This is a genomic window from Emticicia sp. W12TSBA100-4 (genome assembly GCF_040253585.1).
Taxonomy (GTDB): Bacteria; Bacteroidota; Bacteroidia; order Cytophagales; family Spirosomataceae; genus Emticicia.
This window is the reverse complement of record NZ_JBELAU010000007.1, coordinates 338,951-364,540: the sequence shown is the minus strand read 5'-3', so window position 1 is coordinate 364,540 and position 25,590 is coordinate 338,951. Positions and strand designations below refer to the sequence as shown.

Sequence of the window (25,590 nt, the reverse complement as noted above, 5' to 3'; positions counted from 1 at the left end):
TCGTATGAAGTTTAAATTATTAACCCTGCAAAAATACAACAAAATGAAAAAGATTATAGCCTTTTTCTAAAAAAAGTTATAAAAAGGCGATGAATTATTTACCGCCTTTCAAGATTGAATTGTAGCGTGGCATATCTTTGAATAACTTCAAAGCTTCTTGTACTTCTTTATCACGTTCAAATGCTACAAATTTCATGGCTTTTTGGTAATAATAACGGCTCAAAATCTCAGCTTCCAGTTGCTCTTTAATATCTTCTTTATTTTTTACTAAATCTTGTTGCTTACCTTGATTGATTTTATCACGCAAAGATTTAATCTGCTCTTGCACTAAATCCAAAGAGTTTTCTTTCTTAGCCGATGCCTCCAAATTATCCAAATTACGCTCCATTGTGGTTACGTATGTAAAATCTTTACCCTTCAACCACGTGATAAAATCTTGATATTCAGCCTCGGTTAACGAGAATTTTTCTTTTGGTTTCTGATTAGCGTGTTCAAAGTAATACTTAGTTGCGTAATCAAAAATGTAGTTTTTCTGAAGTAAGTTAACCGTAACGGCTGATAAAGTAGCTACATCAGTTTTAATATCAGGGTCAACACCACCACCATCATACACTGTACGTCCGTTTTTAGTTTTAAATGCGGTCTTTAATGAGTCTGGTACACGTCCTACGCTACCATCTGGGTTGCGGTGGCTATAATCCAACGCTTGAATACAACGTCCGCTTGGAATGTAATATTTGGCGGTTGTGATTTTCATTTTTGTATTATAACTTAGGTCACGGGTAGTCTGAACCAATCCTTTTCCAAACGAACGTTGACCAATAATTACTGCACGGTCATAATCTTGGAGTGTTCCGCTCACAATTTCAGAGGCCGATGCACTCATACTATTGATCAAAACTACAATCGGAATTTCAGCATCGAGCGGAGCTTCCAATGCCATATATTTATGATTCCATTCTGCCACTTTTCCACGAGTTTCTACAATCAATTGATCTTTTGCCAAGAAAGCATTGCAGATTTCAACCGACATATTCAACAAACCACCTGGGTTTCCACGTAAATCCAAAATTACTTTCTTCATGCCTTGCCCCTTCAATTCGGCAAAAGCTCCTTTTACTTCTTTGGCGGCAGTTGCCGTAAAATCATTAAGTTGAATATAACCAACTTCGTCATTGATCATTCCAGAATGTGGCACGTTTGGTGTTTTCACAATATCACGCCCTACGACTAAATCAATCGGTGAATTTTGTCCGAAACGCTTTACTGACATTTTAACAGTTGTACCAGTCTGACCTTTCATCAAGCGACCAATATCAACACCTTTGCGAGCCACCACATCTACGCCATCTACTTTTATGATTTCGTCACCAATTTTCATTCCCGCTTTATCGGCTGGCGAACCTTCGTAAATCATCACGACTACGTGTTTATTATCACGGTGCGAAACCGTCGCTCCGATACCGTTATATTTCCCAGTTGTCATGGTCATATAATCTTCGATATCATCTTCGGGAAAGAAGTTGGTATAAGGGTCGAGCTGCTTGAGCATTGACTCGATACTCAAACGCATGGCTTTGTTTGGGTTGATTTCGTCAACGTAATAAGCGTTGAGTTCCTTAAACATTGTGGCAAAAATATCTAAGTTTTTTGCTATTTCGAAATAGCGGTCGTCGTACTTAAAGGCTACAAACGGAATCGTAACAACGGCCAAAGCAATTAAAGTAAATCTGCGTAGGTTTTTCATTTTAAAAAGTTTTGTAACACAATTTTTAATTGTGAATATCTAAGAGCAAGTTAGAAACTTGCTTTACAGTTAACGCAAAAACTTGACCAAAAGGTGTCATTAAGGTGAAGTTTTTCCGTAAGTTTTTGCAAAGAAACGCATTTTTCGGGCTGGAAAAAACTGTCGCTTCACAATATACAAATTATCAAAATCATTATCGGGAATATCTGCACGGAGTGTATCTCGCTCAAATAAACCATTAACCACGTATTTGGTGGTATTGCTATGCCCCACAACTAGCACATTTTTACCTCTAAATTTCTTTAATTTTTCGATAAAAACTCGCATCGAATCGGCTGGGCTGGCGGCATAAATCTTAGTTATTAAACCCTTAGAATCGGCCAAAGGTTTGGCAGTATTTTTGGTTCGTAAAAAATTGGTCGAATAAATCTCCGAAATTCCTTTATTGGCTAATTCTGTTTTCAAATCTTCGGCTCTTTCTTGACCTAAAGCACTCAATGGCGGATTGGCCGAATTATCAACTTTTTCGCCATGACGAACCATATAAAACGTTGACTGACAAGAAGTTAAAAACAACAAACCAAAAATAAACTTTTTCATAATTTTAATTATTTATACTTTTTCTGAGATGATAATCGCACATTTTATTTTTAAATCAAATCTATGCCGAAAATGCGAATTTATTGGTGTGCCGCTTCGATTATAAATTTTAAAATTCCGATAAAAATGTGTATCTTTACATCTAAAATAACACTAAAAACTGTGAGTATCAAAGTTAAGATATTCTATTCAGATAAATTCTGATAGTTAAATTTTTATAAAAAATAAATTATGGCAGAAAATCAAGAAGGCATGGAGCCTCAGAAGTCGAGAGCAGATTATGGTGCTGAGAATATTCAGGTACTTGAAGGGTTAGAGGCAGTAAGAAAACGTCCAGCCATGTACATTGGCGACATCAGTGCAAAGGGTCTTCACCATCTAATCTGGGAGGTAGTTGACAACTCTATTGATGAAGCTCTGGCAGGGCATTGCGACACAATCAATGTAACAATCAATGAAGACAATTCGGTAACAGTAAAAGATAATGGACGTGGTATTCCTACTGGAATGCACTCAAAAGAGAAAAAATCAGCTTTGGAGGTTGTAATGACCGTACTTCATGCTGGTGGTAAATTCGATAAAGATACATATAAAGTTTCAGGTGGTTTACACGGTGTGGGGGTATCCTGCGTAAATGCCCTTTCGACCCACCTACGAGTAGAAGTACACAGAGAAGGAAAGATTTTTGAGCAAGAATATAGCATCGGAAAGCCACTTTATCCAGTTCGAGAAATTGGTACGGCCGATGATACAGGTACACAAGTTACCTTCAAGCCCGATGGCAGCATTTTTACGGTAACCGAATATAAGTACGAAACCGTAGCGAATCGTTTGCGTGAGTTATCTTTCTTGAATAAAGGAATCACTATTATCTTAACAGATTTACGTGAAATTGATGATGATGGACAAGCCTTAACTGATACTTTTAAATCAGAAGGTGGTTTGGCTGAATTTGTTTCGTATATTGATGCAGGTCGTGAGCGTTTGATTCCTGAACCGATGTTTATGGAAGGCATCAAAGATGGTGTACCTGTTGATGTTGCGATGCTTTATAATACTGGTTACAGCGAAAACGTAGCTTCGTTTGTAAACAATATCAATACACACGAAGGTGGAACGCACGTTTCGGGTTTCCGTATGGCATTGACCCGTACTTTGAAAAATTACGCTGAAAAATCGGGTATTCTGGCTAAAGAAAAAATCGAAATCAGTGGCGATGACTTCCGTGAAGGTTTAACAGCCGTCATTTCGGTAAAAGTTGCTGAACCGCAATTCGAAGGCCAAACAAAAACCAAACTTGGTAACAGCGAAGTAACAACGGCAGTGAGTTCGTGCGTAGCTCAAATGCTCGAAAACTACTTAGAAGAACATCCGAAAGAAGCTCGTATCATTGTTGATAAAGTGATTTTAGCAGCCAAAGCACGTATTGCCGCTAAAAAGGCACGTGAAATGGTACAACGTAAAAATGTTTTAGTAGGAAGCGGTTTACCAGGAAAATTGGCTGACTGTTCGGAATCTGACCCAACGATTTGTGAAGTTTACTTGGTTGAGGGAGACTCGGCGGGTGGTTCGGCAAAACAAGGTCGTAATCGTGCCTACCAAGCTATTTTGCCTTTACGTGGTAAGATTCTCAACGTTGAGAAAGCACAAGAATTTAAGATTTACGAAAACGAAGAAATTAAAAATATCTTTACTGCATTGGGTGTGCAAATCGGTCGAGATGGTGATGAGCGTGCATTGAATACGGATAAACTTCGCTATCATAAAATTATCATCATGACCGATGCCGATATTGATGGTAGCCACATTCGTACGTTGATTTTGACGTTCTTCTACCGTTATATGAAAGAGTTGATTGAGAAAGGATATATTTATATTGCTCAGCCACCTTTGTATTTGGTAAAGAAGGGAAAAGACGAAGAATATTGCTGGACAGAAGAACAACGAGAAATTGCGGTGAAGCGTTTAGCAGGTGGAGGAAAAGAAGAAAATGTAGGGATTCAACGTTACAAAGGTTTGGGAGAAATGAACCCAGAGCAACTTTGGGAAACAACCATGCGACCAGACAAACGTACGTTAAAGCAAGTAACCGTTGAATCGGCTGCCGAAGCAGACCACTTATTTGCTATGCTAATGGGAGATGAAGTTGGCCCTCGTCGTGATTTCATTGAACGTAATGCCAAATATGCTAAGGTTGATATTTAATCTGTCAATAATAAATATTTAGCGTTTATTTTATTGTGAATATTTTAAAGGCAGTTATCTTTAGCAATGCTAAAAGATAGCTGCCTTTTTTCAACCCCAAACCTTCATCAAACTATGAAAAATTTGATTATCCTTTCTCTGTTATACCTTTCACTAACTTCGACTTTCGCTCAGAAAAAAATATATCCGCTTATCAAAAGTGGCGGTGGAATGTTTGAAGTGCCAGAAGCTACACCCATAGTTGGTAAGAAAATGAAATATAAGCTAATTGTTGATTTATCTAAGGCTTCAGATAAACCTGACTCTGTGAATTCAGCACTTGATAAATTGGCTCGCTTAGTAAATGCTCATATTGAAGCAGGTGTTCCGAAAGAAAATATTGATGTAGTGGGCGTATTTCACTTTTTGGGAACTCCTATAATTTTAGAGGACGAAGCCTATAAAAAGAAGTTTGGTATGGCAAATCCCAATACGGCTTTGATTAATGAATTGGGCAAGAATGGTGTGCGTTTTTTCGTCTGTGGGCAATCGCTTCGAGCAAGAAAATTAGTCGATGAAAAACGCAATGAAAATATAAAAGTAGCCCAATCGGCCTTAATAACTTTCAGCACTTATCAGAATAAGGGTTATTCTTTGATTTTGCCGTAAAATTTACAATTTTAGCTTATCAGGATTTTGTCGAGAGTCAAAGAAAGTTCTGATTTGGAGATATTCTTCGTCAATGATTTTGTAGTATAAATCAACAAATTTATTAATCTTGCACTTGCGAATTCCCTTAGTCGAATCAACAATTTGATAATTGACTAAGGGATATCTTATTTTTTCGATTGTATCGAAAGTTGCTTCCATAAAATCTGCGGAAGCTTTGTAGCTAATATTCTTAGCAAGAAAATTGACGTATTTTTCAAAATCTTTTTCCGCTTGTGCAGTCCATTCAACTCTCATAAAAATGGGCATATTGCTTTCTGAATCTACTCACAACTTCATCATGTGGAATCACATTTCCAGACTTAGCATCCTCTTCCGACTTATCAAGCCGATTTTGTAATTCCACAGGTAGTTCGTCCCACACGACTGACTCTACGGCAAGATATTCTTCTAAAATCTTTTCGATTTTTAATAAAACTGCCTCGTCTTCAAGCTTTTCTACTAATTGATGAATTGTTGACTTTATCTCAAATACACTCATATATTAAGCGTTTAATGAGTAAATATAAAAAAATCTTTTTAAAATATAGTTAGTTTTTTAAAACACCTCTCTCGCCACAGCCATTGTTGTATCTGACTTGCTCATTGTATAGAAATGCAAAGCAGGTACTCCAAAATCAATCAATTCACGACATTGTTGAATCGACCATTCAATACCCAACTGCTTTGCCTGTTTATCGTTTTCGCAAGCCAAAACCTCTTTTCTGAACGCCTCTGGCATATCTAAATAGAATAGTCTTGGCAAAATATCTAATTGCTTTTTGGTAGCCAGCACTTTCAAACCTGGAATAATCGGAATCGTGATGCCTTCTGCACGACATTTATTTACGAAGTCAAAGTATTTTTGGTTATCAAAAAACATTTGAGTCACTATGTAATCTGCTCCCGCCGCAACTTTACGCTTTAAGTTTTCCATATCTTGGTCTAAATCAGTAGCTTCAAAGTGTTTTTCAGGGTAAGCTGCCACACCAATACAAAAATCACTGGCATTCAAATACTCAGAATCTTCGTGCAAATATTTGCCATTATTCATGTCTTTTATCTGCGAAACCAGTTCATTGGCAAACTGATGACCATCTTTTTTTGCTTTAAAAGTATCGTAAGGCTTAGCAAAATCTCCTCTGAGAGCCAATACATTATCAATTCCTAAGTAATTGAGGTCAATCAATAAATCTTCGGTATCATCTTTTGTAAAACCTCCACAAAGCACGTGCGGTACAGGGTCGATTTTAAAACGGTGCATGATTGACGAACAAATTCCAACAGTTCCAGGGCGTTTGCGAGTACGTACTTCCTTGATTGTGCCATCTGGTAATTGTTTCGTAAAATATTCTTCACGGTGAAAAGTAACATCAATAAAAGGAGGTTTCAATTCCATCATTGGCTCAATGGCATTCAAGAGGTCATTGATATTTGTGCCTTTGGTTGGCGGAATAATTTCAATCGAAAAAATTGGTTTTCCGTTATTACTCTTTAAGTGTTCGGTTACTTTTGCCATTTTATAAAAGAAAGTTTTATCCTTATTTTTCGACAAAAATAGATATATTATTTATTAAAACAAACTTTTATAGTTATTTTATCTAATATTAAAGCCTTATGTAGTTATATTATTTTTACGTATAATATCGAAATGACTAAAACTCAACCGAACTATGATGTTTGAAACGCTCGTAGGCAGACTTCGCCAAAGCCTCTTGGTGATCAGGATGAGCAATTTTGATGAGTTCTTTGGCTCGTTCAACCAAGTTTTTGCCGAATAAATAAGCAATTCCAAATTCTGTTACTACATAATGTACATTTGCCCGAGTCGTTACTACGCCTGCTCCTTCTTTCAAATGCGAAACGATTTTCGATAAGCCTTTTGAAGTGGCATTTAGAGCAATGATTGGCTTCCCTCCTTCCGATAATGCCGCCCCTCTGATAAAATCCATTTGTCCACCCACGCCCGAATACATATTATAGCCAATGCTATCGGCACAAACTTGGCCAGTAATATCAATTTCGATGGCACTATTAATAGCAGTAACTTTTGGATTTTGCCGAATAATCGAAGTATCGTTCACGTAATCGACCCGCATCATTGTCACGAGTGGATTATCATCAACAAAATCATAGAGTTTCCTCGACCCACATAGAAAGGTAGAAACAATTTTCCCTCGATTACGCTTTTTGTATTTTCCTGTAATAATACCTTTTTCGACCAAAGGAATGATGCCATCAGAAAACATTTCGGTGTGAATACCTAAATCTTTGTGGTTATTGAGAGCAGCCAAAACTGCATTCGGAATACTACCAATTCCCATTTGGAGCGTTGCACCATCTTCTACCAATGAAGCTACATGACTTCCGATTTTTTTATGTTCATCAGTAGGTTCGCCCCACGAAACTTCGTGCAATGGCTCATCAAAAGGCACAAAATAATTGATTCGACTTGTGTGAATTTGAGCATCACCGAGAGTACGAGGTACGAATTTATTTATCTGAGCAATAACCACATCAGCCGAATCGATGGCCGCCAAAGTTGCATCAACCGATGTGCCGAGCGAGCAAAAACCGCTTTTATCAGGTGTAGAAACTGAAATTAATGCAATATTCAGCTTAATGATGTTTTGCGTGAAAAGTTTGGGAATCTCCGATAAAAAAACTGGAATATAGCTTCCTCGACCTTCGGCAATGGCTTTTCGGGTGTTTTTAGCAATAAAAAAAGCGTTGGTATGAAAAACTTCGGCATATTCTGGATTTGTATAAGGAGCATCGCCTTCGGTGTGTAGGTGATAAATTTCAATTCCTTTCAAAGAATCAGCACGGGCAACTAAGGCATTAACTAAATGGTGCGGTACGGCCGAAACACTGTGAATAAATATTTTATCGCCTGATTTTACAGTTTCGAGGGCTTTTTGGGCAGTTGTGATTAACATACGTTTTTTAATTTTTGTGCAAAAAAAGCCTTTTCAAGACTTGAAATACATGACCAATATCATATCCTTAAACGCTGATTCTCAACTTTTATTTATCCGAAAAAACGCTGTTATATTATCATTAAATTTTAAAAATAAATATAAAAATAATTATATTTACAAAAATAAACTAAACAGCTAATAATGGCGTTTAGGCTTTATAATCACTTATAACAAATCTTTTACTTTCAATGAAAAAACTTTCTCTATTATTAATCTTGGGCATTTTTGCCTTTAGTTTTGATGTTTCGGCACAAACTACTTCCACAACAACAGCAATTGATACAGTTGCAGCAAAAGCTTACGTAGGTAAATATAAGGTAAAAGAAGGGCCTTTTGAAGAATTAATTGTAAGTATTCAGAATGGTCAACTTTTTGGTGAAGCAGTTGGCCAAGGCTCAGCAGTACTTGCTCCGACCAAAGAGGCTGATATTTTTGAAGTCGTAGGTTATGATGGAAAAATCGAATTCGTAAGAAATGACTCTAAGGTAGTGATTAAAGCCAAACTTTCGATACAAGGTAATATGATTGAGAGTGAAAGACAACCTTAGGTTTTCTACACAAAAAATCCCCATTTTGAAAATTTCAAAATGGGGATTTTTATAATGTCACTTTTCTAAATAATGTTATACTTTATAGCTACGGTGAGCATCTAATTTCAAGAATATAAACAACAAAATTGTAAACGACCATAGCGATGAACCACCGTAACTCAAGAATGGCAAAGGAATACCAATTACGGGCATTAGTCCAATGGTCATACCGATATTAACCAATAAGTGAAAAAACAAGATTGATGCTACACAATAACCATAAATTCGGGAGAATTTACTACGTTGTTTTTCAGCTAAATTGATGATTCTATTGAGTAAAGCTGCAAAAAATAAAATAACTATTACACTTCCAAGAAAGCCCCATTCTTCGCCAACTGTACAGAAAATAAAGTCAGTCGATTGTTCAGGCACAAAGTCGAATTTAGTTTGTGTTCCTTGTAAATAACCTTTTCCGATAATTCCACCCGAACTAATCGCTACCCTCGATTGTGTGACGTTCCAGCCAGCACCAAGTGGGTCGGAGTCTGGATTTACGAGTACCTGAATACGTTTTTGTTGGTGTGGTTGAAGTACATTTGTTGTAAAAAACTTTACACCAAATACAAACGCCGACGCAATGACAAATACACCACCGAGACGAACAAGATTTTGACGGGTACGTTCGTAGCGTTTCAGGAACATGTACCAAAATAACCCACAAGCCACGGCTAAGCCAGCCACCACATAAAATTTATTGAAGAATAAAACTAACACGAAGAGAATTGCCAAAGCAATACCCAATGCAGGATAAATACCAGGAAGACCTTCACGATAAAAAACTGCAATAAAAGCGGCAAAAGTCAAAGCCGAACCAGTTTCTTTCTGCAAAATAATAATAATTGGTGGCACAAAAACCAATAAGCCTGCAACGACAGCATCTCTAACTTTCGAGATATTTACCCCTTGTGTACTCAGAAACCTTGCCAGAGCCAAGGCTGTAAAAATTTTGGAAAATTCGGCGGGTTGCAATGAAAACGTGCTACCCAGTTTTATCCAAGACCTCGAACCCTTAATTTCGGTAGCCAAAAATATAGTGGCAATCAATAATAAGATTACAAAACCATAAAATATATAAGCAAAAGAGTCATAAACTTTGTAATCAACAAAAAGAATGATGAGAATCAAAACAAATGTCGATGAAATAAAAAGTAGCTGCTTTCCTGCATTATGCGATGTAGAAAAGATTGTAATAGGGTTTTCTGGATTATATACAGCCGCATAAATATTTAGCCAACCAAAAAACACGAGTGCCGCATAAAGCCAAACTGTTGTCCAGTCAATTCCTTCTCGAATATCAATTTCACGTGCCATACTACTTGGTTTTATTTAGATTTTCTTCCTTTGGTTTGATAAATGTTGTTTTTACTGGTTTTTCTGCTTCTTTTTTAGACTTAGTTGGAGCAACAGGTGCAGCAGGAGTTGACTTACTGGTTGACTCAGGCGTAAGCACTGGAATTGGTTTTGCCGCAGCCCCAGCGGCCATTGCTTCAACAGTTCTAATATTCAGATTCAACATACGCTCCTTAATAGCTGTACGCTCAATTTTGCGTTTCAAATATTTTTCAATCATCAAAGTAGCAATTGGAGCAGCCACCGAACCGCCAAAACCTGCGTTCTGCACCATTACGGCAATCGCAATTTTAGGGTTATAGCGTGGAGCAAATGCAATAAAGATTGAATTATCTTTTCCTTTTTTATTTTGTGAAGTACCTGTTTTTCCACAAATCTCAATTCCTTCAACAATACCAGCACCACCACCAACAGTTCCACGCTCTACGGCATCTTGCATACCACCAATGATTGCCTCAAAGTGTCGTGGTTCGATGTCCGTTCGATGCACTTGTCGATGCTCAGGCAATACACCTTTACCATTCTGACCAACTCCACGAACCAAATGAGGCGTTACCCAGTAGCCCCTATTGGCGATTGTAGCTGCTAAATTGGCCATTTTGAGCATATTTACCGAAATTTCACCCTCTCCAATACTTAAAGAGTAAATATTAGAGAATTTCCATTGCTGCGAACCATAACGCTTGTCATAATATTTTACATTTGGCAGCAAACCCGATGATTCTGACGGTAAGTCAATACCAAGTTTTTGTCCGTAGCCAAATTTCTCCACCATATCATGCCATTTTGAAAGCATAATCGGTGCAGCTTTAAACGGATTCGTTTCACTTGTTGCCGACATTGTTTTCTTGAATACATGATAAAAATATGGGTTACATGAAAAACGAACCGCATTATGTAAATCACCCGAAGGATGACCATGACATTTTACAGGAGCATTTCCACAAGCAAAAAAAGTTTCAGGTGTAATTGACCCAAGCTGTAAACCAACTAACGATTGTACTAATTTAAAGGTCGAACCTGGACGAAAAAAACCAGTAGCCACACGATCGTTGAGAGGTTTATCAGGGTTTCGGTAAAGTTCTTTAAAATATTTACTAAACTGTTTACCCGAAAGCATATTTGGGTCATAATACGGATACGAACCCATCGCCAAAATCTCACCTGTACGTGGTTCAATAGCTACGGCACAACCTGTTTTTCCTTGAAAAAGACTATCAGCCAGTTGCTGCACTTCTACATCAACCGTTGTGTAAAGGTTTTTTCCGATAACAGCAAGCGTATCATATTCACCATTTGAATACGACCCTTTGTTTTCTCCGTGAACATTCATCATCGTAAACTTCACTCCTCGTCGTCCTCGAAGGTCCATTTCGTATTGCTTTTCGAGGCCAGTGATTCCGATATAATCGCCACTTCTATAATATTCAACTTCTTGTGCTTCGTAAGCCTTCTTGCTAATCTCTCCGATATACCCTAAAGCATTAGCCATTGTGCGTGCTGGATACGTTCGAAAGAACGAAAGCTCAAATGTAAAACCTGGGAAACTCACCATCGCATCGGCTACACGAGCATAATCTTCCTTCGATAATTGTCGGAGAAACAAAGTAGCACGATTCCGAGAATAACTTTTCGCAATCGTCATGGTGCTATCAAAATAAGAGCGAGTGATATTGAACAATCGACAGAACGTGGTCGTATCCATCTGTTTTACTTTATACGGCGTTACGTACATGTCATACACATCTACGTTTGCCACCAAAAGTTTACCGTTTCGGTCATAGATTTGACCTCGGAGAGGAATTTGCACCTCTTTCTTTAAGGCCCCAGTAGAGCCAATCGTGTGGTAGGTATCATCAATCACCTGAAGGTAAAATAACCTTAGTGCATAAATGGTACAAACTAAAAAGAAAAAACTAAGAATGATTTGCTTTCTGTCTTGGAACATTCTACTTATAAAATCTATTGGGTTTTGGCTAAAATATAGGTCACAGCAATTAATCTTTAGCTCATAAACGATATTGGCTTACACAATGAAGCTAAATACTAATCGCTACTGACTAACAGGTACTATTATAATCGGGTGCGTTTTTTATTTCGTCTAACAAAGTTCTTGAAAAATCAACAGATTTCTGCATATATTGCCTAAGAAAATTTGTTTTTTTTACAAAAACGATTTTTCTGAAATAAGATTGAAATTATTTTAAGTATTTATGCGAATTTTGTGGGAAAATTTCAATAATTCATTCAAATGTTTTATACTTTAGAAGATTTAGGGCAAATTTCTCATCAGGTAATTGAAGCCGCAAAAGGCCGAAATATCTGGATTTTTGAGGGAGAAATGGGGGCAGGAAAAACAACTTTGATAAAAGCGATTTGTCAGCAACTTGGCGTAATAGGAAACATTCAAAGTCCTACTTTTTCAATAGTCAATGAGTATTTATCATCAACGGGCGAAACCATCTATCACTTTGATTTTTACCGTCTAAAAAACGAAACCGAAGCACTTGATTTTGGCGTAGAAGAATACTTTGATTCGGGCAATATTTGCTTGCTCGAATGGGCAGAAAAAGTGGAATCTCTGTTACCAAATAATTGTTTTAAGATCAAAATAAGTCTGACTGACGATTTAGGTAGAAATATAGAATTTAGTTAGAATACCAGTTTTCAGTAACCAGTTCACCCGTAACCGCACCGCAGCGGCGTACCGTGGGCAGCCCCGCAGTTTCCCAATAACCAGTTAACCAGTAACAAGTCCCCAAACAATGACAGGACAATCTATATCAGAATTAGCACAGCAATCGGTTCTTTACCCACAGGAGTCGCCAGAGATGATAAAAAAAGGCAAAAAAAGCCTTTTTATTGGACTTCCACGTGAAGTTTCGTTGCAGGAAAATCGTATTGCACTCACACCCGAATCAGTCACGTTATTGGTCAGAAACGGCCACGAAGTAATCATCGAAAAAGGTGCTGGCGAAGGAGCAAAATTCTCTGACAATGATTATAGCGAAGCTGGTGCAAGGATTGTTTACAGTCCTAAGGAAGTTTTTGAAGCCGATTTGATTGTAAAAATCGAACCTTTGGTTGAGGCCGAAATGGCTTATTTGAAAACTGGTCAAACCGTTATTTCTACGCTTAATGTGCCGAATCTTTCTCGCTCATACTTTGAGCAGCTCAACGAAAAGCGAGTGACAGGCATCGGTTTTGAACTGATTCAAGATAAAGTGGGTAATTTCCCAATTATCAGGACCATGAGCGAAATTGCAGGAAGTACGGTTATGCTCATTGCTGCTGAATATCTGAGTAGTGTTCATGATGGTCGTGGAATGATTTTGGGTGGAATTACGGGCGTACCACCAACCAAAATTGTGATTATTGGAGCGGGAACGGTAGGCGAATACGCAGCCCGAACAGCTCTTGGATTAGGGGCGGAAATCAAAGTTTTCGACCAGCATATTTACCGACTTCAACGCTTAAAATACGCAGTGGGACAGCACATTTATACGTCAATTATTGATTCTGATACATTGGGCGATGCTCTTTCTCGTGCCGATGTTGTAATTGGAGCAATGCGTGCTGAAGATGGCGTTGCTCCGATTGTTGTAACCGAAGAAATGGTTTCAAAAATGAACTCCAATTCGATAATTATTGATGTGTCGATTGATCAAGGTGGTTGCTTTGAAACTTCCGAAATGACAACGCATAAACACCCAACTTTCCAAAAATATGGTATTACACATTATTGTGTCCCAAATATTGCTTCGAGGGTAGCACATACAGCAAGTATTGCTTTGAGTAATGTTTTTACGCCATTTTTATTAAAAACTGGTCATGTTGGTGGAATAGAAGATATGATTTTTGCCAAACAATGGTTTACAAAAGGTGTTTATTGCTTCAAAGGTAGCTTGACAAACCTTTCAATTGCCCAACGTTTCAATCTTAGATATAAAGATTTGAGTTTGCTAATTGCAGCACGAATGTAGGCAGAATGACGATTGACGAATGGTTCTTCGCTCGATGATATTTCTTTTTACACAAAAACTTTTCAGAAAGAGAAAGTTTCTTGACTTTCTCTTTCTGAAAAGCATTTTATTCAACTTCTACAACTTCATTTTTCAGCGTAAATTTCAAATAGAAATATCCTAACATTCCTGCAAGCAATGAAGCCGTTAGAATCATAAATTTGGCATTATTGATGACTGCTTCGTTTTCAAAAGCCAGTAATGTAATAAATATCGACATTGTGAAGCCGATTCCACCCAAAAAGCCTGCCCCAATGATAGATTTCCAATCTAAATCAAAAGGGAGTTTACAAATTCCCAGCGAAACTACCACAAAACTTATCAGAAAGATACCCAACGGTTTCCCAACAATGAGTCCAAAAGCAATTCCCAAACTATAATTTTGGGTCAGCGTTTCTACGATATTTCCATCAATCGCAATGGCAGTATTTGCCAATGCAAAAAGTGGAAGTATGATAAATGCCACTGGTCGATGAAGAAAATGCTGCAAAATATACGAAGTTGATTTTTCATCGCCATTACCAAAAGGAATCGCAAAAGCCAACAAAACGCCCGTAATCGTAGCATGAACGCCCGAATTGAGCATAAAATACCACATAGCAACGCCCCCTAATAAATACGGAATTAGGTTTCGTACTTTTAGACGATTAAATACTAAAAGCACCGCAAAAATGCCAAGAGCAATGAAAAGATTCGTCCAAAAGATTGTCTTTGTATAAAAAATCGCAATCACGAAAATTGCACCTAAATCATCAATAACTGCGAGTGCTGTCAGGAAAACTTTGAGTGAAGTCGGAACTTTATTTCCCAATAATGATAAAATTCCGAGTGCAAAAGCAATATCAGTAGCCATTGGAATACCAATTCCTGCCTGCCCTTTTGTGCCATAAGTAAGCAATAAAAATAATCCAGCGGGCAGCAACATTCCACCAATTGCCGCAAAAATCGGCAGTAGAGCATCTTTGATATTCGATAATTCCCCTTGATAGATTTCACGTTCGAGTTCTAAGCCAATCAACAAAAAGAAGATTGTCATTAGTCCATCATTTATCCAATGAGAGATGCCATGACCTGCAAAATCAGTGTGCCAAAAATGTTCGTAGCTACTCGACCAAGTCGAATTAGCAATCAATAACGAAACCGCCGTACAGGCAATTAATGTGAGTCCGCCCGACTTTTCGCTTTCAAAAAAATCCTTAAATAACTTCGTCGGTTTTAGTTTCTTCAGTGTGTTTTTCATTTTCTTTAGTTTTCATCAGACCGAACATCATTACGAGTGCGGTTAGAATTATGACTTGAATAATTAATGATTTATTGGCCAAATCAATGGTTTGACCGAGTGGAATCGACAAAAACAACAAGATTGTAATTAGTCCACGAGGTGCAATAAATAAAATTGGCAGGAATTCTATTTTCATAAACTTCAAAAAGGCAGCTCTTAACAAATAAAGGCCAGCCGTGATAAGAATCGCCCACAGAATTGTATCAATGTTCAGAATTTCGGCAGTTTCTATTAAAAAACCAAACAATAAAAAGAATAAAGCACGAATCAAAAAGGCAATTTCGGTTGTCAATTCGCCAAACTTATGTACTTCTTTGTCAAGAATATCGGGCTGGAGTTTGTTAATAAGTTTGAAGCCTTTCAATTCATCAAGATTTCCCAAAAACAACCCAAAAAGCAAAATAAAAATCAATGCTGGTAAATGGTAGATTTTTGAAATGCTATAAATCAAAACAATCAACAGAATAATCGGAACAAATTTTACGTGATGCTTGATTCGGCTTAGTAAAAAGGCAAGTCCGAGTGTAGCCACAAACGAAACTACGATGATTAGAGCTAATTCTAAAAGAAAATGCCAGACAGAATCTGAGCCAATATTATCGTTGAGTGTGATAAAGTTGAAGAAAATCACGCCATAAATATCAGAAAGGCTACTTTCATAAGTGATAAACTCTCGGTTTCCAGAAGAAAGATTTTTTGCACTCGGAATAGCAATTGCACTGCTAATAATGGCAATTGGTATGGCATTTGCCATACCAATTTTGAACGAAACATTACCAAAATGCTGAAAAGCCCAAGCCAAAGCAAAACTAAACAACAGCATCGGAAAAAGTGCAACGATGGAAGACTTCCTAATCATAGGAAACTTAGATTTGTTTAGCTCTAATTCTAATGAACCTTCCAAGACAATCAGAATCAGACCAACAGTGCCCAGAATAGGTAAAATAGAAGTTAAATTTGGCACTCGTAGCTCAAAAAAATCGACACCTTGCCGTACAATCCAACCCAAAACGAGCAGTAAAATAACCGACGGAATTTTGGTTTTGGCGGAAGTAATATCAAAAATATAGGCTAAAAGTAGTAGCGTACAGATTGTTATAATAATTGTTGTAGTCATGCGTGTATGGGTTTTGGTAAGAAATAATTATTTGCCTATCGCCACAAACAAATATAGAAAAAATGAAGCATAATCTGATACTTTGAAAGCTATTATGTGTGCGAAAGTATTTACAGTTTGAACTATATCAATGAAAAAAGGCTTAGGAAAATTCTTTACTTTTATTGCAAAATGAATTAATCGTGAAAATTTGGGGTTAGAAGGTAACGGAATTTTGACTTTATTTTTTGAACTAATTAACTTTGCAAAAGAATTACAAGGAGCCAATTAAATTAACTATAAATTATTAATTATCAAGCATTTATAAACATAAAACAATATGACTTCACACTCAAATGAAAATACAATTTTAGATGATGTAAACTCTCCCGAACTCGACCAAAAAATTATGAGTCATGTGGCAGGAGATTTCATAAAAGTATCTGACCATCTGAAAGAAGCATCTTATCAAATCCGTAAACGAGGCTTTTCGGATTATCCGATTTTTGTGGTCAATCGTACCTTAGTTGAGGTCGGGCAAATGCTTTTCACAAGACTTGATTTTGAAACTGATTTCGATTATAAAGCATCATATTTAGATGAATTCGTACAAAGAAAACTTATCGGTGAAGAATCTGTTGAGCTTTTTAAGGAAAACTATAAAAATGCTGACGAGTATTGTTGCCTTTTTGTTATCGAAAATGAATTTGCAGGATTTATATTTATTCCTTTTCCAGAAGATTGAATGTAGTTTTCAGTCCACAGTTAACAGTCCACAATTGGCAATTTGAAGTCAAAATAAATTGATTATTCGACTAAAACGGCTAAAAACGATTGACAACTTGCCAACTGTGGACTGAAAACTGACGACTGCCCACTTTTATTTCTCTGCTCTCACAGTCGGGTATTTGATTCCGAGTTGCTCCAAATACGTTTTGTATTTTGTTGAATCATAATAATATTTGCTCATTTCTGGGCGGAATTTCTCCATTATTTCTTTGTTCAACTGAATAGCTGGTTTATCGTCTTTCGAAATAAGTGGTGTGTATTTTATTTCTTTCGTTTGCTCTTTATTGTAGTATTCCCAAGCATTTTTGATAATTTCTGGCTTGAAAAGCATATCCAAAATCGTTAGTGCCTCGGCTTTTGCTCCTGCTGTGCAACCTTTGTGGGCAATCGGTGTGGCCATCGTAATCGCATTCGCCCAATGGTGACCTGGCATTCCTGGCATATTTGATGGATAACGCAAGACAACTGTTGGCAACGACCACGAAATATCAGCAATATCATCTGATCCACCTTGACGAATGATATTTGGTGAATAAACTGGCTCGCTCATGGTATCAAGTTTCATGGCTAAACCATCTGCTTTGGGTGCTTTTAGCTCTTTTTGGCTTGCTTTTGCCAACATTTGGTCTTCTTCAGACCATTGTGGCAAACCTACACGCTTGATATTTTGATACATAGCGTCAGCAATTGGCTTATTGAAATGCCCAGGCCAAGCACTACCCAAGATCTCGTAAGTGAACTTTGTATCGGTCATCATGGCTGCACCTTCAGCTATTTTGATGCCACTTTCAAAGAGTTTTCTGATACGTGGATAAGTACGGTCACGGAAGTAATACCAAACAGTAGCCTTTGATGGAACAACGTTTGGTTGGTCACCACCATCCGAAATCACGTAGTGTGAACGCTGCGTTGTTTCTAAGTGTTCACGCTTATAATTCCAGCCTACATTCATCAATTCTACGGCATCTAAAGCACTACGTCCACGCCACGGAGCTCCTGCTGCGTGAGCGGCTTCACCTTCAAAATGAAATTTCACCGATACTAAACCATTATTTCCTGCATCGCCCCACGATACGCCCAGATTATCGCCTACGTGTGTAAAAATACAGGCATCAACATCTTTAAAATAACCTTCACGCACGAAAATCGCCTTCGCTCCCACTTGCTCTTCGGCTACACCAGGCCAAAGCACGAGCGTTCCTGAGATTTTATCTCGTTCCATTACTTCTTTCAGTGCCAAGACTGCCGTAATATTGAGAGCTTGACCAGAATTATGGCCTTCACCATGCCCTGGAGCACCTTCAACGATTGGGTCTTTGTAGGCCACCCCCGGTTTTTGTGATGCCTTCGGAATACAATCAATATCGCTACCAATGGCAATTACAGGCTTACCCGAACCCCATTTAGCAATCCAAGCGGTGGGCATTCCTGCTACACCTCGCTCAACTGTGAAGCCATTTTTTTCGAGCAGATTAGTTAAATACTTTGAAGTTTCGTATTCTTGGAAACCTAACTCGCCAAAGCTAAAAATTTGGTCGTTTACTTCTTGCGTAAACTTTTGTCGGTCATCAATTTTCTTGATAACCTCTTGTTTCAATAATTCGAGTTTGTCAGGAACTGGAGCAGCAACGGCTTTCTTCTTTTGCGAAAAAGCTAAGTTGCTCACAATCAACATGGTAGTGATGAAGATGTAAGTTTTTTTCATGATTTGGTTTAGTTTAGGTAAATTTGGTACTTCAAGAAAAAATTAAGGAAGACTTCGCTTGAGGCGAAGTCTTCCTTATTGATGCGAGTTACTTCGGAAACTTCGATTTATCTAAGCCTGGAATAATTTTTAGGGCGTTTTTGTAGTAAACTTTCTTCAAAACCTCATCCGAAAGTCCCATTCCATACATACGCCAGTAGGCGTGATATTTTTTGTGGTATGGAAAATATTCATCTTCACTTTCTAATACTCTGAAATAAGTTTGGTATTCGTCAGGAACCCACGAATCTTTTCCGAAAAGAATACGGTCTTGGCGTTTTTCAAAGAATTTCTTAGCCATACGTGGTTGGCGTCCTAACTCAGCAATTACCGCCCCGATTTCGGCATACATATTAGGGAACGTATCCATTAGGCTATCGAGTTTCGCCAAATTATTCGGATACCAACCCATGTGGGCATTGATAAACGTTGTTTTTGGATGTTTTCTGAATACATTGTGCTGCTGCTCAATGAGTTGCTCCCACGAATAGTCTTTTCCCGCGGCAGCATCACGCTTACGTCCAGGATGCGTTTTTAGTTCGAGCCAGCGTTCGTTTTGAGCATTGAGTGGGTCCCAGAAAGAAGCAGGGTCGGCGGTATGAATCAAAACAGGAATACCCAATTCGCCAGCTTTTGCCCAAATCGGGTCGATGCGAGCATCATCAACTGGCACGAGTTTTCCGTTGTCTTTTACGCTAAAACCAAGACTTTTATAAATTTTCAAGCCTTTTGCTCCACGTAGTTTTACGTCTTCTTCGAGCGTTTTTACGGCTTTGGCTGTCCAATCTGGTTCGTTAATTTTCGAAAAATCAATATTCGTGAAAACCGCAAAACGAGTGGGATAGTTGGTTTTTACAGCACTAATCATATCAACTAAACCAGCAGTACTTTTGGCTTCATCTTGGTTAAAACCTCGGCCACTCAAGTTTACCATCAATCCCATATTCATTTTGTCCATTTCGGTGATGAGCTTGGTAAGATTTTCTTTCGAGTTCATTTCCCATTGATGATTATGCACATCTATGAATGGAAATTTGGCACGTGTGATGGGTTTTCCAGGAACAACAAGCGTTGATTTTGGCTCGTATTCTTCGAATGTTACTGTGCCAGCATTATCACCAATTTTGATTTGTTGGGCTTGTAGAGAACTGATAGTCAGCATTGCACCGACTGTAAAAGCAAGTTTTTTCATTAAATAATGGTAGATTTTTCACACACATCAGACCTGAGGTGCAGAGGTTTGTGTAAAGATTATATAAATGTTTCATGCAATTTAATGAAAAACCGCTAAACTCATATAGTCAGTCAGGTGTTTTCGACAATCTACTTGAAATTGGCGATGTAATGACAAAAAAGGCGGGCTTTTATATACAAAAAGGAAGTATTCGCTTGAAGTGAATGCCGCCCAGCGAAGACTTCCTTAGAAAACACGTCAGACAAGTGGCACAGACGTTTGTAATTACTTATAAATCAATGCAATAGCATGAGCATCTAAACCTTCTTTTCGGCCAACAAAACCCATTTCTTCGGTGGTTGTGGCTTTGATTGAGATACAGTTTTCAGGTAAGCCCGTCACTTCCGAAATAGCTTTTATCATTTCTGGAATATATTTGCCGATTTTTGGTTCTTGCAAACAAACCGTTGAGTCAATATTTCCGATTTTATAACCTTCTTTTTCAAGCATTTCCACCACGATTTTTAATAAAATCTTACTGTCAATGCCTTTCCAACGTGGGTCAGTATTTTTGAAATGCTTACCAATATCTCCCATGGCTGCTGCCCCCAAAAGTGCATCGCACATGGCATGCAACAGTACATCAGCATCCGAATGCCCAACCGAACCCACTGTGTGCGGAATCTTTACACCACCCAACCATAAATCATAACCTTCACCGAGTTGGTGTACATCATAACCTTGCCCTATTCTTATATTCATAAATTACAGATTTCTTTTAGGCAAAAGTAAGGATAAACTTTTGCTTTCGGAAAGATGTTTTAACTTTGTGATTCGTACATTTTCGTACGAAGAATAAAAATAATCATTTTCATTCTAAATTTTTAATCGTGCTTTGCACTTTGCGTTCTGATGATTAACTACCAACATTTTACTTTAAAAAACGGCTTAGAAGTTTACGTCCACGAAGACCATACAACCCCAATGGCGGCATTTAACATTTTATATAATGTCGGCTCACGTGACGAAGATGAAAATAAAACAGGTTTTGCTCACCTTTTTGAGCATTTAATGTTTGGTGGCTCAAAAAATATCCCGTCTTACGATGAACCCCTGCAAAAAGTAGGTGGCGAAAACAATGCTTTTACCTCGCCCGATATTACTAATTATTATATCACGCTTCCCGCTCAGAATATCGAAACAGCCTTTTGGCTCGAATCTGACCGCATGATGAGCCTTTCGTTCGACCCAAAAGTGCTTGAAGTACAACGAAAAGTAGTAATCGAAGAGTTTAAACAACGCTATCTGAATCAACCTTATGGTGATGTTTGGCTAAAATTACGCCCCTTGATTTACGAAAAACATCCTTACCGTTGGGCAACGATTGGTAAAGAAATCAGCCACATCGAAGAAGCCACCATGGACGATGTGAAACACTTTTTCTATAAATATTATTTACCAAACAACGCTATTTTAGTGGTTGCGGGTGATGTAACAGTTGAGCAAGTAAAAGACTTATGTAAGAAATGGTTTGAACCGATTCCGGCAGGCGAGAAATATGTGCGAAATCTGCCACAGGAAGCTCCACAAACAGCCCCAAAATTCTTAGAAACTTCGGCAAAAGTGCCTTTAAATGCTATTTATAAAGCATATAATATGCCTGGAAGATTCGATGAGGAGTTTTATGATGCTGATTTATTGAGTGATATTTTAGGTCGTGGAAAATCATCGAGACTTTACACAACATTAGTTAAAGAAAAGCAACTGTTCAATAATGTTTCGGGCTATGTAACAGCCTCACTCGACCCAGGCTTATTGATGATTCAAGGAAACCTCAACGAAGGTGTAAATATTGAAGAAGCAGATGCAGCAATTGAAGAAGTTGTTGCCGAATTACGAGATAATACGCTGTCAGAAAACGAATTGAAGAAAGTAAAAAACCAAGCAGAATCGACTTTAGCTTTTGCCGAAGTAGAATTATTGAACCGTGCCATGAATCTGGCTTTTGCAGCAAACGCAGGTAATCCCGATTGGTGTAATGACGATGCCGAAAAGATTGCGAAAGTAAGCCCACAGAGTTTACAAGCAATGGCCAATAGACTATTCAGAAAGGAGAATTGCTCAACGATGTATTATAGAGCTGAAAAGTAATTTTGAATGACGAATTGCTCGAATGACGAGTTACGAATTATATGAACAATTCGTCATTCGAGCAATTCGTCATTTTTTCAATGCCCTTTCACCTCTACACCTTCTTCGTGTTTGTGCTTAAATAAGATAGCGAAAAGTATAGCTACAACTAATGAATAAATAGCAAATGTAAGCCAAATACCAGTCCAAGTTTTTGTACCATCGGCCAATGTGAAATATTTCTGAATCACGAATCCGCTAATCAAACTTCCCGAAACCGCTCCAAAACCATTGACCATCATCATAAATAAACCTTGAGCCGATGAACGGATTTTGGGGTCAGTATAAGTTTCGATAAACAACGAACCCGAAATATTGAAGAAATCGAAGGCCATTCCATAAACAATACACGACATAATAATCATCCAAAGTCCATCACTTGGGTTTCCGTAGGCAAAAAGCCCGAAACGTAATACCCACGCAACCATACTGATAAGCATTACTTGTTTAATTCCGAAACGTTTCAAAAAGAATGGAATCGCCAAGATAAAAAGTGTCTCAGAAATCTGCGAGATTGACATAATAATGGCAGGATATTTTACGGCAATCGAATCTTTGTAAATATCAACATTTGCAAAATCATGCAAGAAAGTATCGCCATAAGCGTTAGTTAATTGCAAAGATGCACCCAAAAACATCGCAAAAATGAAGAAAATCGCAATTTTTGGGTCTTTAAATAACTTGAAAGCATTCAAGCCCAATATCTCAACAAAACTTCTTTTATCAGGAGAACCAGCCAAAGGCGGGCATTTGGGTAAAGTGAGCGAGTAAATTGCCAATACAACCGCCGAAGCGGCTGCAATATAAAATTGATTGGCTGAAGTTTCGTTGTGAGTAAGGCTAATTACCCACAAAGCCACTACAAAACCGACCGTTCCCCAAACCCTAATTGGTGGAAAATCCTTTACGAGGTCAGTTGTATTATTGTTCTTTAGAATCGTGTAAGCAATTGAGTTAGAGAGAGCCAAAGTAGGCATATAGAAAATCACGCAAAGTAAAATTGCCCAAAAGAAATCATTCGGATTATCGACTTGTGGGATATAAACCAATACCAAAGCTCCGAGCAAATGCAAAATAGCATAAAGTCGTTCGGCATTGATGTATTTATCGGCAATAATACCTGCCAAAGTTGGCATAAACAATGAGGCAATTCCCATCGTTGAAAAAATAGCTCCAAATTCAGCCCCTGACCAACCTTTATTTTGAAACCAGTATGCTCCAATCGTAATGAGCCAACACGCCCAAATAAAAAACTGGAGAAAATTCATGACAATTAGTCTGTTCTTGATGCCCATAATCAAAGATTTGGTAATTAGTTTAGGTTATTTTAGTGATGTTAGTGTTATGTTTGGCAGAAAACGCCATTTTTATGCTAAAGTAAATAAAAAATCTGATTTTTATTTCTGTTGAATATCAACAAAGGCATTTAATGATGAAACGGCATTCCCTCTGAAACCACCACGAATCGGATTTATCAACTCTGCTTGTGCCGAAGAAGCCAACGCAATGTAGTGAAAATCGACAATTCGGCCTTCGGTTGGGTCGAAACCTCGCCAACCTGCCCCTGGTAAATAAACTTCTACCCACGCATGAAGTTCATGGGCTTGTAACTCGCTGCCGTAGCAATAGCCACTCACAAACCGAGCTGCCAAACCCATTGCTTTACAAGCTGCAATCATCAAAACGGCGTAATCTCGGCAAGTGCCTTTTCGAGAAATTAACGTCGTTTCGGGCGAGTTGGCAGCACCTTCGAGGCGTTTTTCATAAACAAAATTATATCGAATATATTTTGAAATTCGAGTCAGAAAATCGGTCGTTTTCCAGTTGGCTTCAGCCGCAATTTGTCGGGCAAACTGGTCGATAAGCGTAGTTACTCCCTCATCGGTCAGATATGGTTGTAACAACTCAGATTCCTTCTCTGGATACTTAAAAGGAAGTGTTTCAGCCCCGAATGGAAAATAGATAAAATGAAAAGGATTAACTTCGTTGGAAACAATTTCAACTTTTGCCCGAAAACTCAGTCTATCAGTTGATGTATCAAAAAACGCCACCGATTGAGCATTACCTTCTACATCAATATTTTTATAAAGGATGTTTGGAGTAGGCAAAATTTCAAGCTGAAAAGACACAATTTCCTGATTGGGAGAAGCTTTTGGCGTAAGATAGATTGTGTGAGGCGTAAGCGAAACAGAAGTTGAATAGCTGTAATAAAGGGTATGTTCTACACTTAGAGTCATCGGAGTTGCATTTCATTTTCTTTGAAAATAAATCTACAAAATAGAACGCAGATTATTATGAAAATTTGTATTTTTTGTAACAAAATCCATAATTATCTGCGTTCGTAGTTTATTCAACTTTACCTTAAATTTCAAGCGATTTCGAGAAAATTGGTTCCATCCAATCGGTTGGAAGCTTTTGTACGGAAGCATTCAGTAAGGCATTCCATTGATATGAAATTTGTTCTAAATCGGCTTTTTCGTAACGCTGTTCATTGATTTTAAAGCTATCTTTTTCGCACAAAATCACATCAATCGGAAAATCAACATCATTGGCACTTACACGGGTAGAATCAAATGCCAAAAAGCCGAGTTTCAGCACTTCCTGCAAAGAAGTATTATACTTCAGATTTCGATATAAAATTGGTTTTCCATAATTCGGCTGCCCAATGATGATGAATGGCGACCCCTCGGTTACTTCTATCCAATTTCCTTCGGGATACAGCATATATAATTTGTGTTCTTCGTCTTTTTCGAGTTGTCCACCAATGACGGCCGACAAATTGAACGACAAACCAGCTTCTCGCAGCGATGCTTTGTCTTCGGCAGCTACACGTTTTACCATATCGCCAAAGGCATTTACGGCTTTGTATAGTTTATCGAATTTGGTATCTTGTTCTTCCAAAACTTCTTTGAAATAGGTAATGGCTTTATCACGCACCGAACGCAAGCCAGAAGTCATGATAAACAACGAATGATGCTGCGATTGATGCACAAAAATTTTCTTATTGCTCGAAACTTCGCTTCCCGATGTGATGCGAGTATCGGCAATGGCCACAATTCCTTTAGCTACTTTTACTCCGAGACAAAAAGTCATTCTTTTTTAATTGATAATTGAGAATTAAAAATTGATAATT

At 38.0% G+C, this 25,590-nt stretch carries 23 protein-coding genes; 7 read left to right on the top strand and 16 right to left on the bottom strand.

What is annotated here, in order from left to right:
* Nucleotides 1-94: 94 nt before the first annotated feature.
* Complete coding sequence (locus ABR854_RS12390; RefSeq protein WP_350265716.1) at nucleotides 95-1,747, bottom strand: S41 family peptidase; 1,653 nt, start codon at nucleotides 1,745-1,747, stop codon at nucleotides 95-97.
* Nucleotides 1,748-1,846: 99 nt separating this feature from the next.
* Nucleotides 1,847-2,347: a phosphoglycerate mutase family protein gene (locus ABR854_RS12385; protein WP_350265715.1), complete on the bottom strand. Its 501-nt coding sequence runs from the start codon at nucleotides 2,345-2,347 to the stop codon at nucleotides 1,847-1,849.
* 231 nt (nucleotides 2,348-2,578) lie between these two features.
* On the opposite strand from ABR854_RS12385, the gene gyrB reads away from it, so the two are divergent.
* Entirely contained in the window at nucleotides 2,579-4,552 is a 1,974-nt protein-coding gene (gene gyrB, locus ABR854_RS12380; RefSeq protein WP_350265714.1) for a DNA topoisomerase (ATP-hydrolyzing) subunit B, read from the top strand.
* Nucleotides 4,553-4,666: 114 nt separating this feature from the next.
* Nucleotides 4,667-5,200, top strand: a complete 534-nt coding sequence (locus tag ABR854_RS12375) for a DsrE family protein (protein ID WP_350265713.1) — start codon at nucleotides 4,667-4,669, stop codon at nucleotides 5,198-5,200.
* A gap of 3 nt (nucleotides 5,201-5,203) precedes the next feature.
* Here ABR854_RS12375 and ABR854_RS12370 read toward each other — a convergent pair whose 3' ends face one another.
* The 4 genes from ABR854_RS12370 to ABR854_RS12355 all read right to left on the bottom strand — a co-directional run bounded on the left by ABR854_RS12370 (nucleotide 5,204) and on the right by ABR854_RS12355 (nucleotide 8,178).
* Nucleotides 5,204-5,509, bottom strand: a complete 306-nt coding sequence (locus ABR854_RS12370) for a type II toxin-antitoxin system RelE/ParE family toxin (protein ID WP_350265712.1) — start codon at nucleotides 5,507-5,509, stop codon at nucleotides 5,204-5,206.
* Nucleotides 5,487-5,741: a hypothetical protein gene (locus ABR854_RS12365; RefSeq protein ID WP_350265711.1), complete on the bottom strand. Its 255-nt coding sequence runs from the start codon at nucleotides 5,739-5,741 to the stop codon at nucleotides 5,487-5,489. The genes ABR854_RS12370 and ABR854_RS12365 overlap by 23 nt, the downstream gene beginning before the upstream one ends.
* A 57-nt stretch (nucleotides 5,742-5,798) precedes the next feature.
* The gene (metF, locus tag ABR854_RS12360; protein ID WP_350265710.1) at nucleotides 5,799-6,758 is read right to left on the bottom strand and encodes a methylenetetrahydrofolate reductase [NAD(P)H]; all 960 of its coding nucleotides are present in this window, start codon (nucleotides 6,756-6,758) and stop codon (nucleotides 5,799-5,801) included.
* Nucleotides 6,759-6,894: 136 nt separating this feature from the next.
* Nucleotides 6,895-8,178: an acetyl-CoA hydrolase/transferase family protein gene (locus ABR854_RS12355; RefSeq protein WP_350265709.1), complete on the bottom strand. Its 1,284-nt coding sequence runs from the start codon at nucleotides 8,176-8,178 to the stop codon at nucleotides 6,895-6,897.
* Between the two features lie 230 nt (nucleotides 8,179-8,408).
* Between ABR854_RS12355 and ABR854_RS12350 the strand changes: the two genes are divergently transcribed.
* Nucleotides 8,409-8,768, top strand: a complete 360-nt coding sequence (locus ABR854_RS12350) for a hypothetical protein (protein WP_350265708.1) — start codon at nucleotides 8,409-8,411, stop codon at nucleotides 8,766-8,768.
* A 75-nt stretch (nucleotides 8,769-8,843) separates the two neighbouring features.
* On the opposite strand, the gene rodA is transcribed toward ABR854_RS12350, so the two are convergent.
* Together rodA and ABR854_RS12340 are read right to left on the bottom strand one after the other, a co-directional pair.
* Complete coding sequence (gene rodA / locus ABR854_RS12345; RefSeq protein WP_350265707.1) at nucleotides 8,844-10,121, bottom strand: rod shape-determining protein RodA; 1,278 nt, start codon at nucleotides 10,119-10,121, stop codon at nucleotides 8,844-8,846.
* 1 nt (nucleotide 10,122) lies between these two features.
* Complete coding sequence (locus ABR854_RS12340; RefSeq protein WP_350265706.1) at nucleotides 10,123-12,108, bottom strand: penicillin-binding transpeptidase domain-containing protein; 1,986 nt, start codon at nucleotides 12,106-12,108, stop codon at nucleotides 10,123-10,125.
* Nucleotides 12,109-12,411: 303 nt separating this feature from the next.
* Between ABR854_RS12340 and tsaE the strand changes: the two genes are divergently transcribed.
* Nucleotides 12,412-12,816, top strand: a complete 405-nt coding sequence (gene tsaE / locus ABR854_RS12335) for a tRNA (adenosine(37)-N6)-threonylcarbamoyltransferase complex ATPase subunit type 1 TsaE (protein ID WP_350265705.1) — start codon at nucleotides 12,412-12,414, stop codon at nucleotides 12,814-12,816.
* 109 nt (nucleotides 12,817-12,925) lie between these two features.
* Nucleotides 12,926-14,143 (top strand): alanine dehydrogenase, encoded by a 1,218-nt coding sequence (locus ABR854_RS12330; RefSeq protein WP_350265704.1) that lies wholly within the window; start codon nucleotides 12,926-12,928, stop codon nucleotides 14,141-14,143.
* Between the two features lie 106 nt (nucleotides 14,144-14,249).
* Here ABR854_RS12330 and nhaA read toward each other — a convergent pair whose 3' ends face one another.
* Together nhaA and ABR854_RS12320 are read right to left on the bottom strand one after the other, a co-directional pair.
* Nucleotides 14,250-15,422 (bottom strand): Na+/H+ antiporter NhaA, encoded by a 1,173-nt coding sequence (gene nhaA / locus ABR854_RS12325; RefSeq protein WP_350265703.1) that lies wholly within the window; start codon nucleotides 15,420-15,422, stop codon nucleotides 14,250-14,252.
* Nucleotides 15,379-16,581, bottom strand: coding sequence for a cation:proton antiporter (locus tag ABR854_RS12320; RefSeq protein WP_350265702.1), 1,203 nt, complete (start codon nucleotides 16,579-16,581; stop codon nucleotides 15,379-15,381). The genes nhaA and ABR854_RS12320 overlap by 44 nt, the downstream gene beginning before the upstream one ends.
* 319 nt (nucleotides 16,582-16,900) lie before the next feature.
* Here ABR854_RS12320 and ABR854_RS12315 point away from each other — a divergent pair, with 319 nt between their 5' ends.
* Nucleotides 16,901-17,305, top strand: coding sequence for a hypothetical protein (locus ABR854_RS12315; protein WP_305952997.1), 405 nt, complete (start codon nucleotides 16,901-16,903; stop codon nucleotides 17,303-17,305).
* Nucleotides 17,306-17,440: 135 nt separating this feature from the next.
* Here ABR854_RS12315 and ABR854_RS12310 read toward each other — a convergent pair whose 3' ends face one another.
* The 3 genes from ABR854_RS12310 to ispF form a co-directional block, all read right to left on the bottom strand.
* Entirely contained in the window at nucleotides 17,441-19,054 is a 1,614-nt protein-coding gene (locus tag ABR854_RS12310) for an amidohydrolase (protein ID WP_350265701.1), read from the bottom strand.
* 88 nt (nucleotides 19,055-19,142) lie between these two features.
* A complete protein-coding gene (locus tag ABR854_RS12305; RefSeq protein ID WP_502881206.1) occupies nucleotides 19,143-20,285 on the bottom strand; it encodes an amidohydrolase family protein in 1,143 nt (380 codons plus the stop codon).
* A gap of 267 nt (nucleotides 20,286-20,552) precedes the next feature.
* On the bottom strand, nucleotides 20,553-21,029 hold the full coding sequence (gene ispF / locus ABR854_RS12300; protein ID WP_188767680.1) for a 2-C-methyl-D-erythritol 2,4-cyclodiphosphate synthase: 477 nt from the start codon (nucleotides 21,027-21,029) through the stop codon (nucleotides 20,553-20,555).
* A gap of 150 nt (nucleotides 21,030-21,179) precedes the next feature.
* On the opposite strand from ispF, the gene ABR854_RS12295 reads away from it, so the two are divergent.
* Nucleotides 21,180-22,418, top strand: a complete 1,239-nt coding sequence (locus ABR854_RS12295) for a M16 family metallopeptidase (RefSeq protein ID WP_350265700.1) — start codon at nucleotides 21,180-21,182, stop codon at nucleotides 22,416-22,418.
* Between the two features lie 77 nt (nucleotides 22,419-22,495).
* On the opposite strand, the gene ABR854_RS12290 is transcribed toward ABR854_RS12295, so the two are convergent.
* The 3 genes from ABR854_RS12290 to ABR854_RS12280 form a co-directional block, all read right to left on the bottom strand.
* Nucleotides 22,496-23,752, bottom strand: coding sequence for a nucleoside permease (locus ABR854_RS12290; protein WP_350265699.1), 1,257 nt, complete (start codon nucleotides 23,750-23,752; stop codon nucleotides 22,496-22,498).
* Between the two features lie 102 nt (nucleotides 23,753-23,854).
* On the bottom strand, nucleotides 23,855-24,694 hold the full coding sequence (locus tag ABR854_RS12285; RefSeq protein WP_350265698.1) for a transglutaminase family protein: 840 nt from the start codon (nucleotides 24,692-24,694) through the stop codon (nucleotides 23,855-23,857).
* A 124-nt stretch (nucleotides 24,695-24,818) separates the two neighbouring features.
* Nucleotides 24,819-25,550 carry a proteasome-type protease gene (locus ABR854_RS12280; protein WP_350265697.1) on the bottom strand — a complete coding sequence of 244 codons (732 nt, stop codon included), beginning with the start codon at nucleotides 25,548-25,550 and terminating at the stop codon, nucleotides 24,819-24,821.
* Nucleotides 25,551-25,590 lie beyond the last annotated feature (40 nt).

What these genes read in the sequence shown, in the direction of transcription:
- ABR854_RS12330 (WP_350265704.1), top strand. Translation starts at nt 12,926, where the DNA reads ATGACAGGACAATCTATATCAGAATTAGCACAGCAATCGGTTCTTTAC.
- ABR854_RS12305 (WP_502881206.1), bottom strand. Translation starts at nt 20,285, where the DNA reads ATGAAAAAACTTGCTTTTACAGTCGGTGCAATGCTGACTATCAGTTCT.
- ABR854_RS12350 (WP_350265708.1), top strand. Translation starts at nt 8,409, where the DNA reads ATGAAAAAACTTTCTCTATTATTAATCTTGGGCATTTTTGCCTTTAGT.
- nhaA (WP_350265703.1), bottom strand. Translation starts at nt 15,422, where the DNA reads ATGAAAAACACACTGAAGAAACTAAAACCGACGAAGTTATTTAAGGAT.
- ABR854_RS12290 (WP_350265699.1), bottom strand. Translation starts at nt 23,752, where the DNA reads ATGGGCATCAAGAACAGACTAATTGTCATGAATTTTCTCCAGTTTTTT.
- ABR854_RS12310 (WP_350265701.1), bottom strand. Translation starts at nt 19,054, where the DNA reads ATGAAAAAAACTTACATCTTCATCACTACCATGTTGATTGTGAGCAAC.
- gyrB (WP_350265714.1), top strand. Translation starts at nt 2,579, where the DNA reads ATGGCAGAAAATCAAGAAGGCATGGAGCCTCAGAAGTCGAGAGCAGAT.
- ABR854_RS12320 (WP_350265702.1), bottom strand. Translation starts at nt 16,581, where the DNA reads ATGACTACAACAATTATTATAACAATCTGTACGCTACTACTTTTAGCC.
- ABR854_RS12390 (WP_350265716.1), bottom strand. Translation starts at nt 1,747, where the DNA reads ATGAAAAACCTACGCAGATTTACTTTAATTGCTTTGGCCGTTGTTACG.
- ABR854_RS12295 (WP_350265700.1), top strand. Translation starts at nt 21,180, where the DNA reads ATGATTAACTACCAACATTTTACTTTAAAAAACGGCTTAGAAGTTTAC.
- ABR854_RS12280 (WP_350265697.1), bottom strand. Translation starts at nt 25,550, where the DNA reads ATGACTTTTTGTCTCGGAGTAAAAGTAGCTAAAGGAATTGTGGCCATT.
- ABR854_RS12340 (WP_350265706.1), bottom strand. Translation starts at nt 12,108, where the DNA reads ATGTTCCAAGACAGAAAGCAAATCATTCTTAGTTTTTTCTTTTTAGTT.
- ABR854_RS12355 (WP_350265709.1), bottom strand. Translation starts at nt 8,178, where the DNA reads ATGTTAATCACAACTGCCCAAAAAGCCCTCGAAACTGTAAAATCAGGC.
- ABR854_RS12385 (WP_350265715.1), bottom strand. Translation starts at nt 2,347, where the DNA reads ATGAAAAAGTTTATTTTTGGTTTGTTGTTTTTAACTTCTTGTCAGTCA.
- ABR854_RS12315 (WP_305952997.1), top strand. Translation starts at nt 16,901, where the DNA reads ATGACTTCACACTCAAATGAAAATACAATTTTAGATGATGTAAACTCT.
- ABR854_RS12375 (WP_350265713.1), top strand. Translation starts at nt 4,667, where the DNA reads ATGAAAAATTTGATTATCCTTTCTCTGTTATACCTTTCACTAACTTCG.
- ABR854_RS12365 (WP_350265711.1), bottom strand. Translation starts at nt 5,741, where the DNA reads ATGAGTGTATTTGAGATAAAGTCAACAATTCATCAATTAGTAGAAAAG.
- rodA (WP_350265707.1), bottom strand. Translation starts at nt 10,121, where the DNA reads ATGGCACGTGAAATTGATATTCGAGAAGGAATTGACTGGACAACAGTT.
- ABR854_RS12370 (WP_350265712.1), bottom strand. Translation starts at nt 5,509, where the DNA reads ATGCCCATTTTTATGAGAGTTGAATGGACTGCACAAGCGGAAAAAGAT.
- ispF (WP_188767680.1), bottom strand. Translation starts at nt 21,029, where the DNA reads ATGAATATAAGAATAGGGCAAGGTTATGATGTACACCAACTCGGTGAA.
- metF (WP_350265710.1), bottom strand. Translation starts at nt 6,758, where the DNA reads ATGGCAAAAGTAACCGAACACTTAAAGAGTAATAACGGAAAACCAATT.
- tsaE (WP_350265705.1), top strand. Translation starts at nt 12,412, where the DNA reads ATGTTTTATACTTTAGAAGATTTAGGGCAAATTTCTCATCAGGTAATT.
- ABR854_RS12285 (WP_350265698.1), bottom strand. Translation starts at nt 24,694, where the DNA reads ATGACTCTAAGTGTAGAACATACCCTTTATTACAGCTATTCAACTTCT.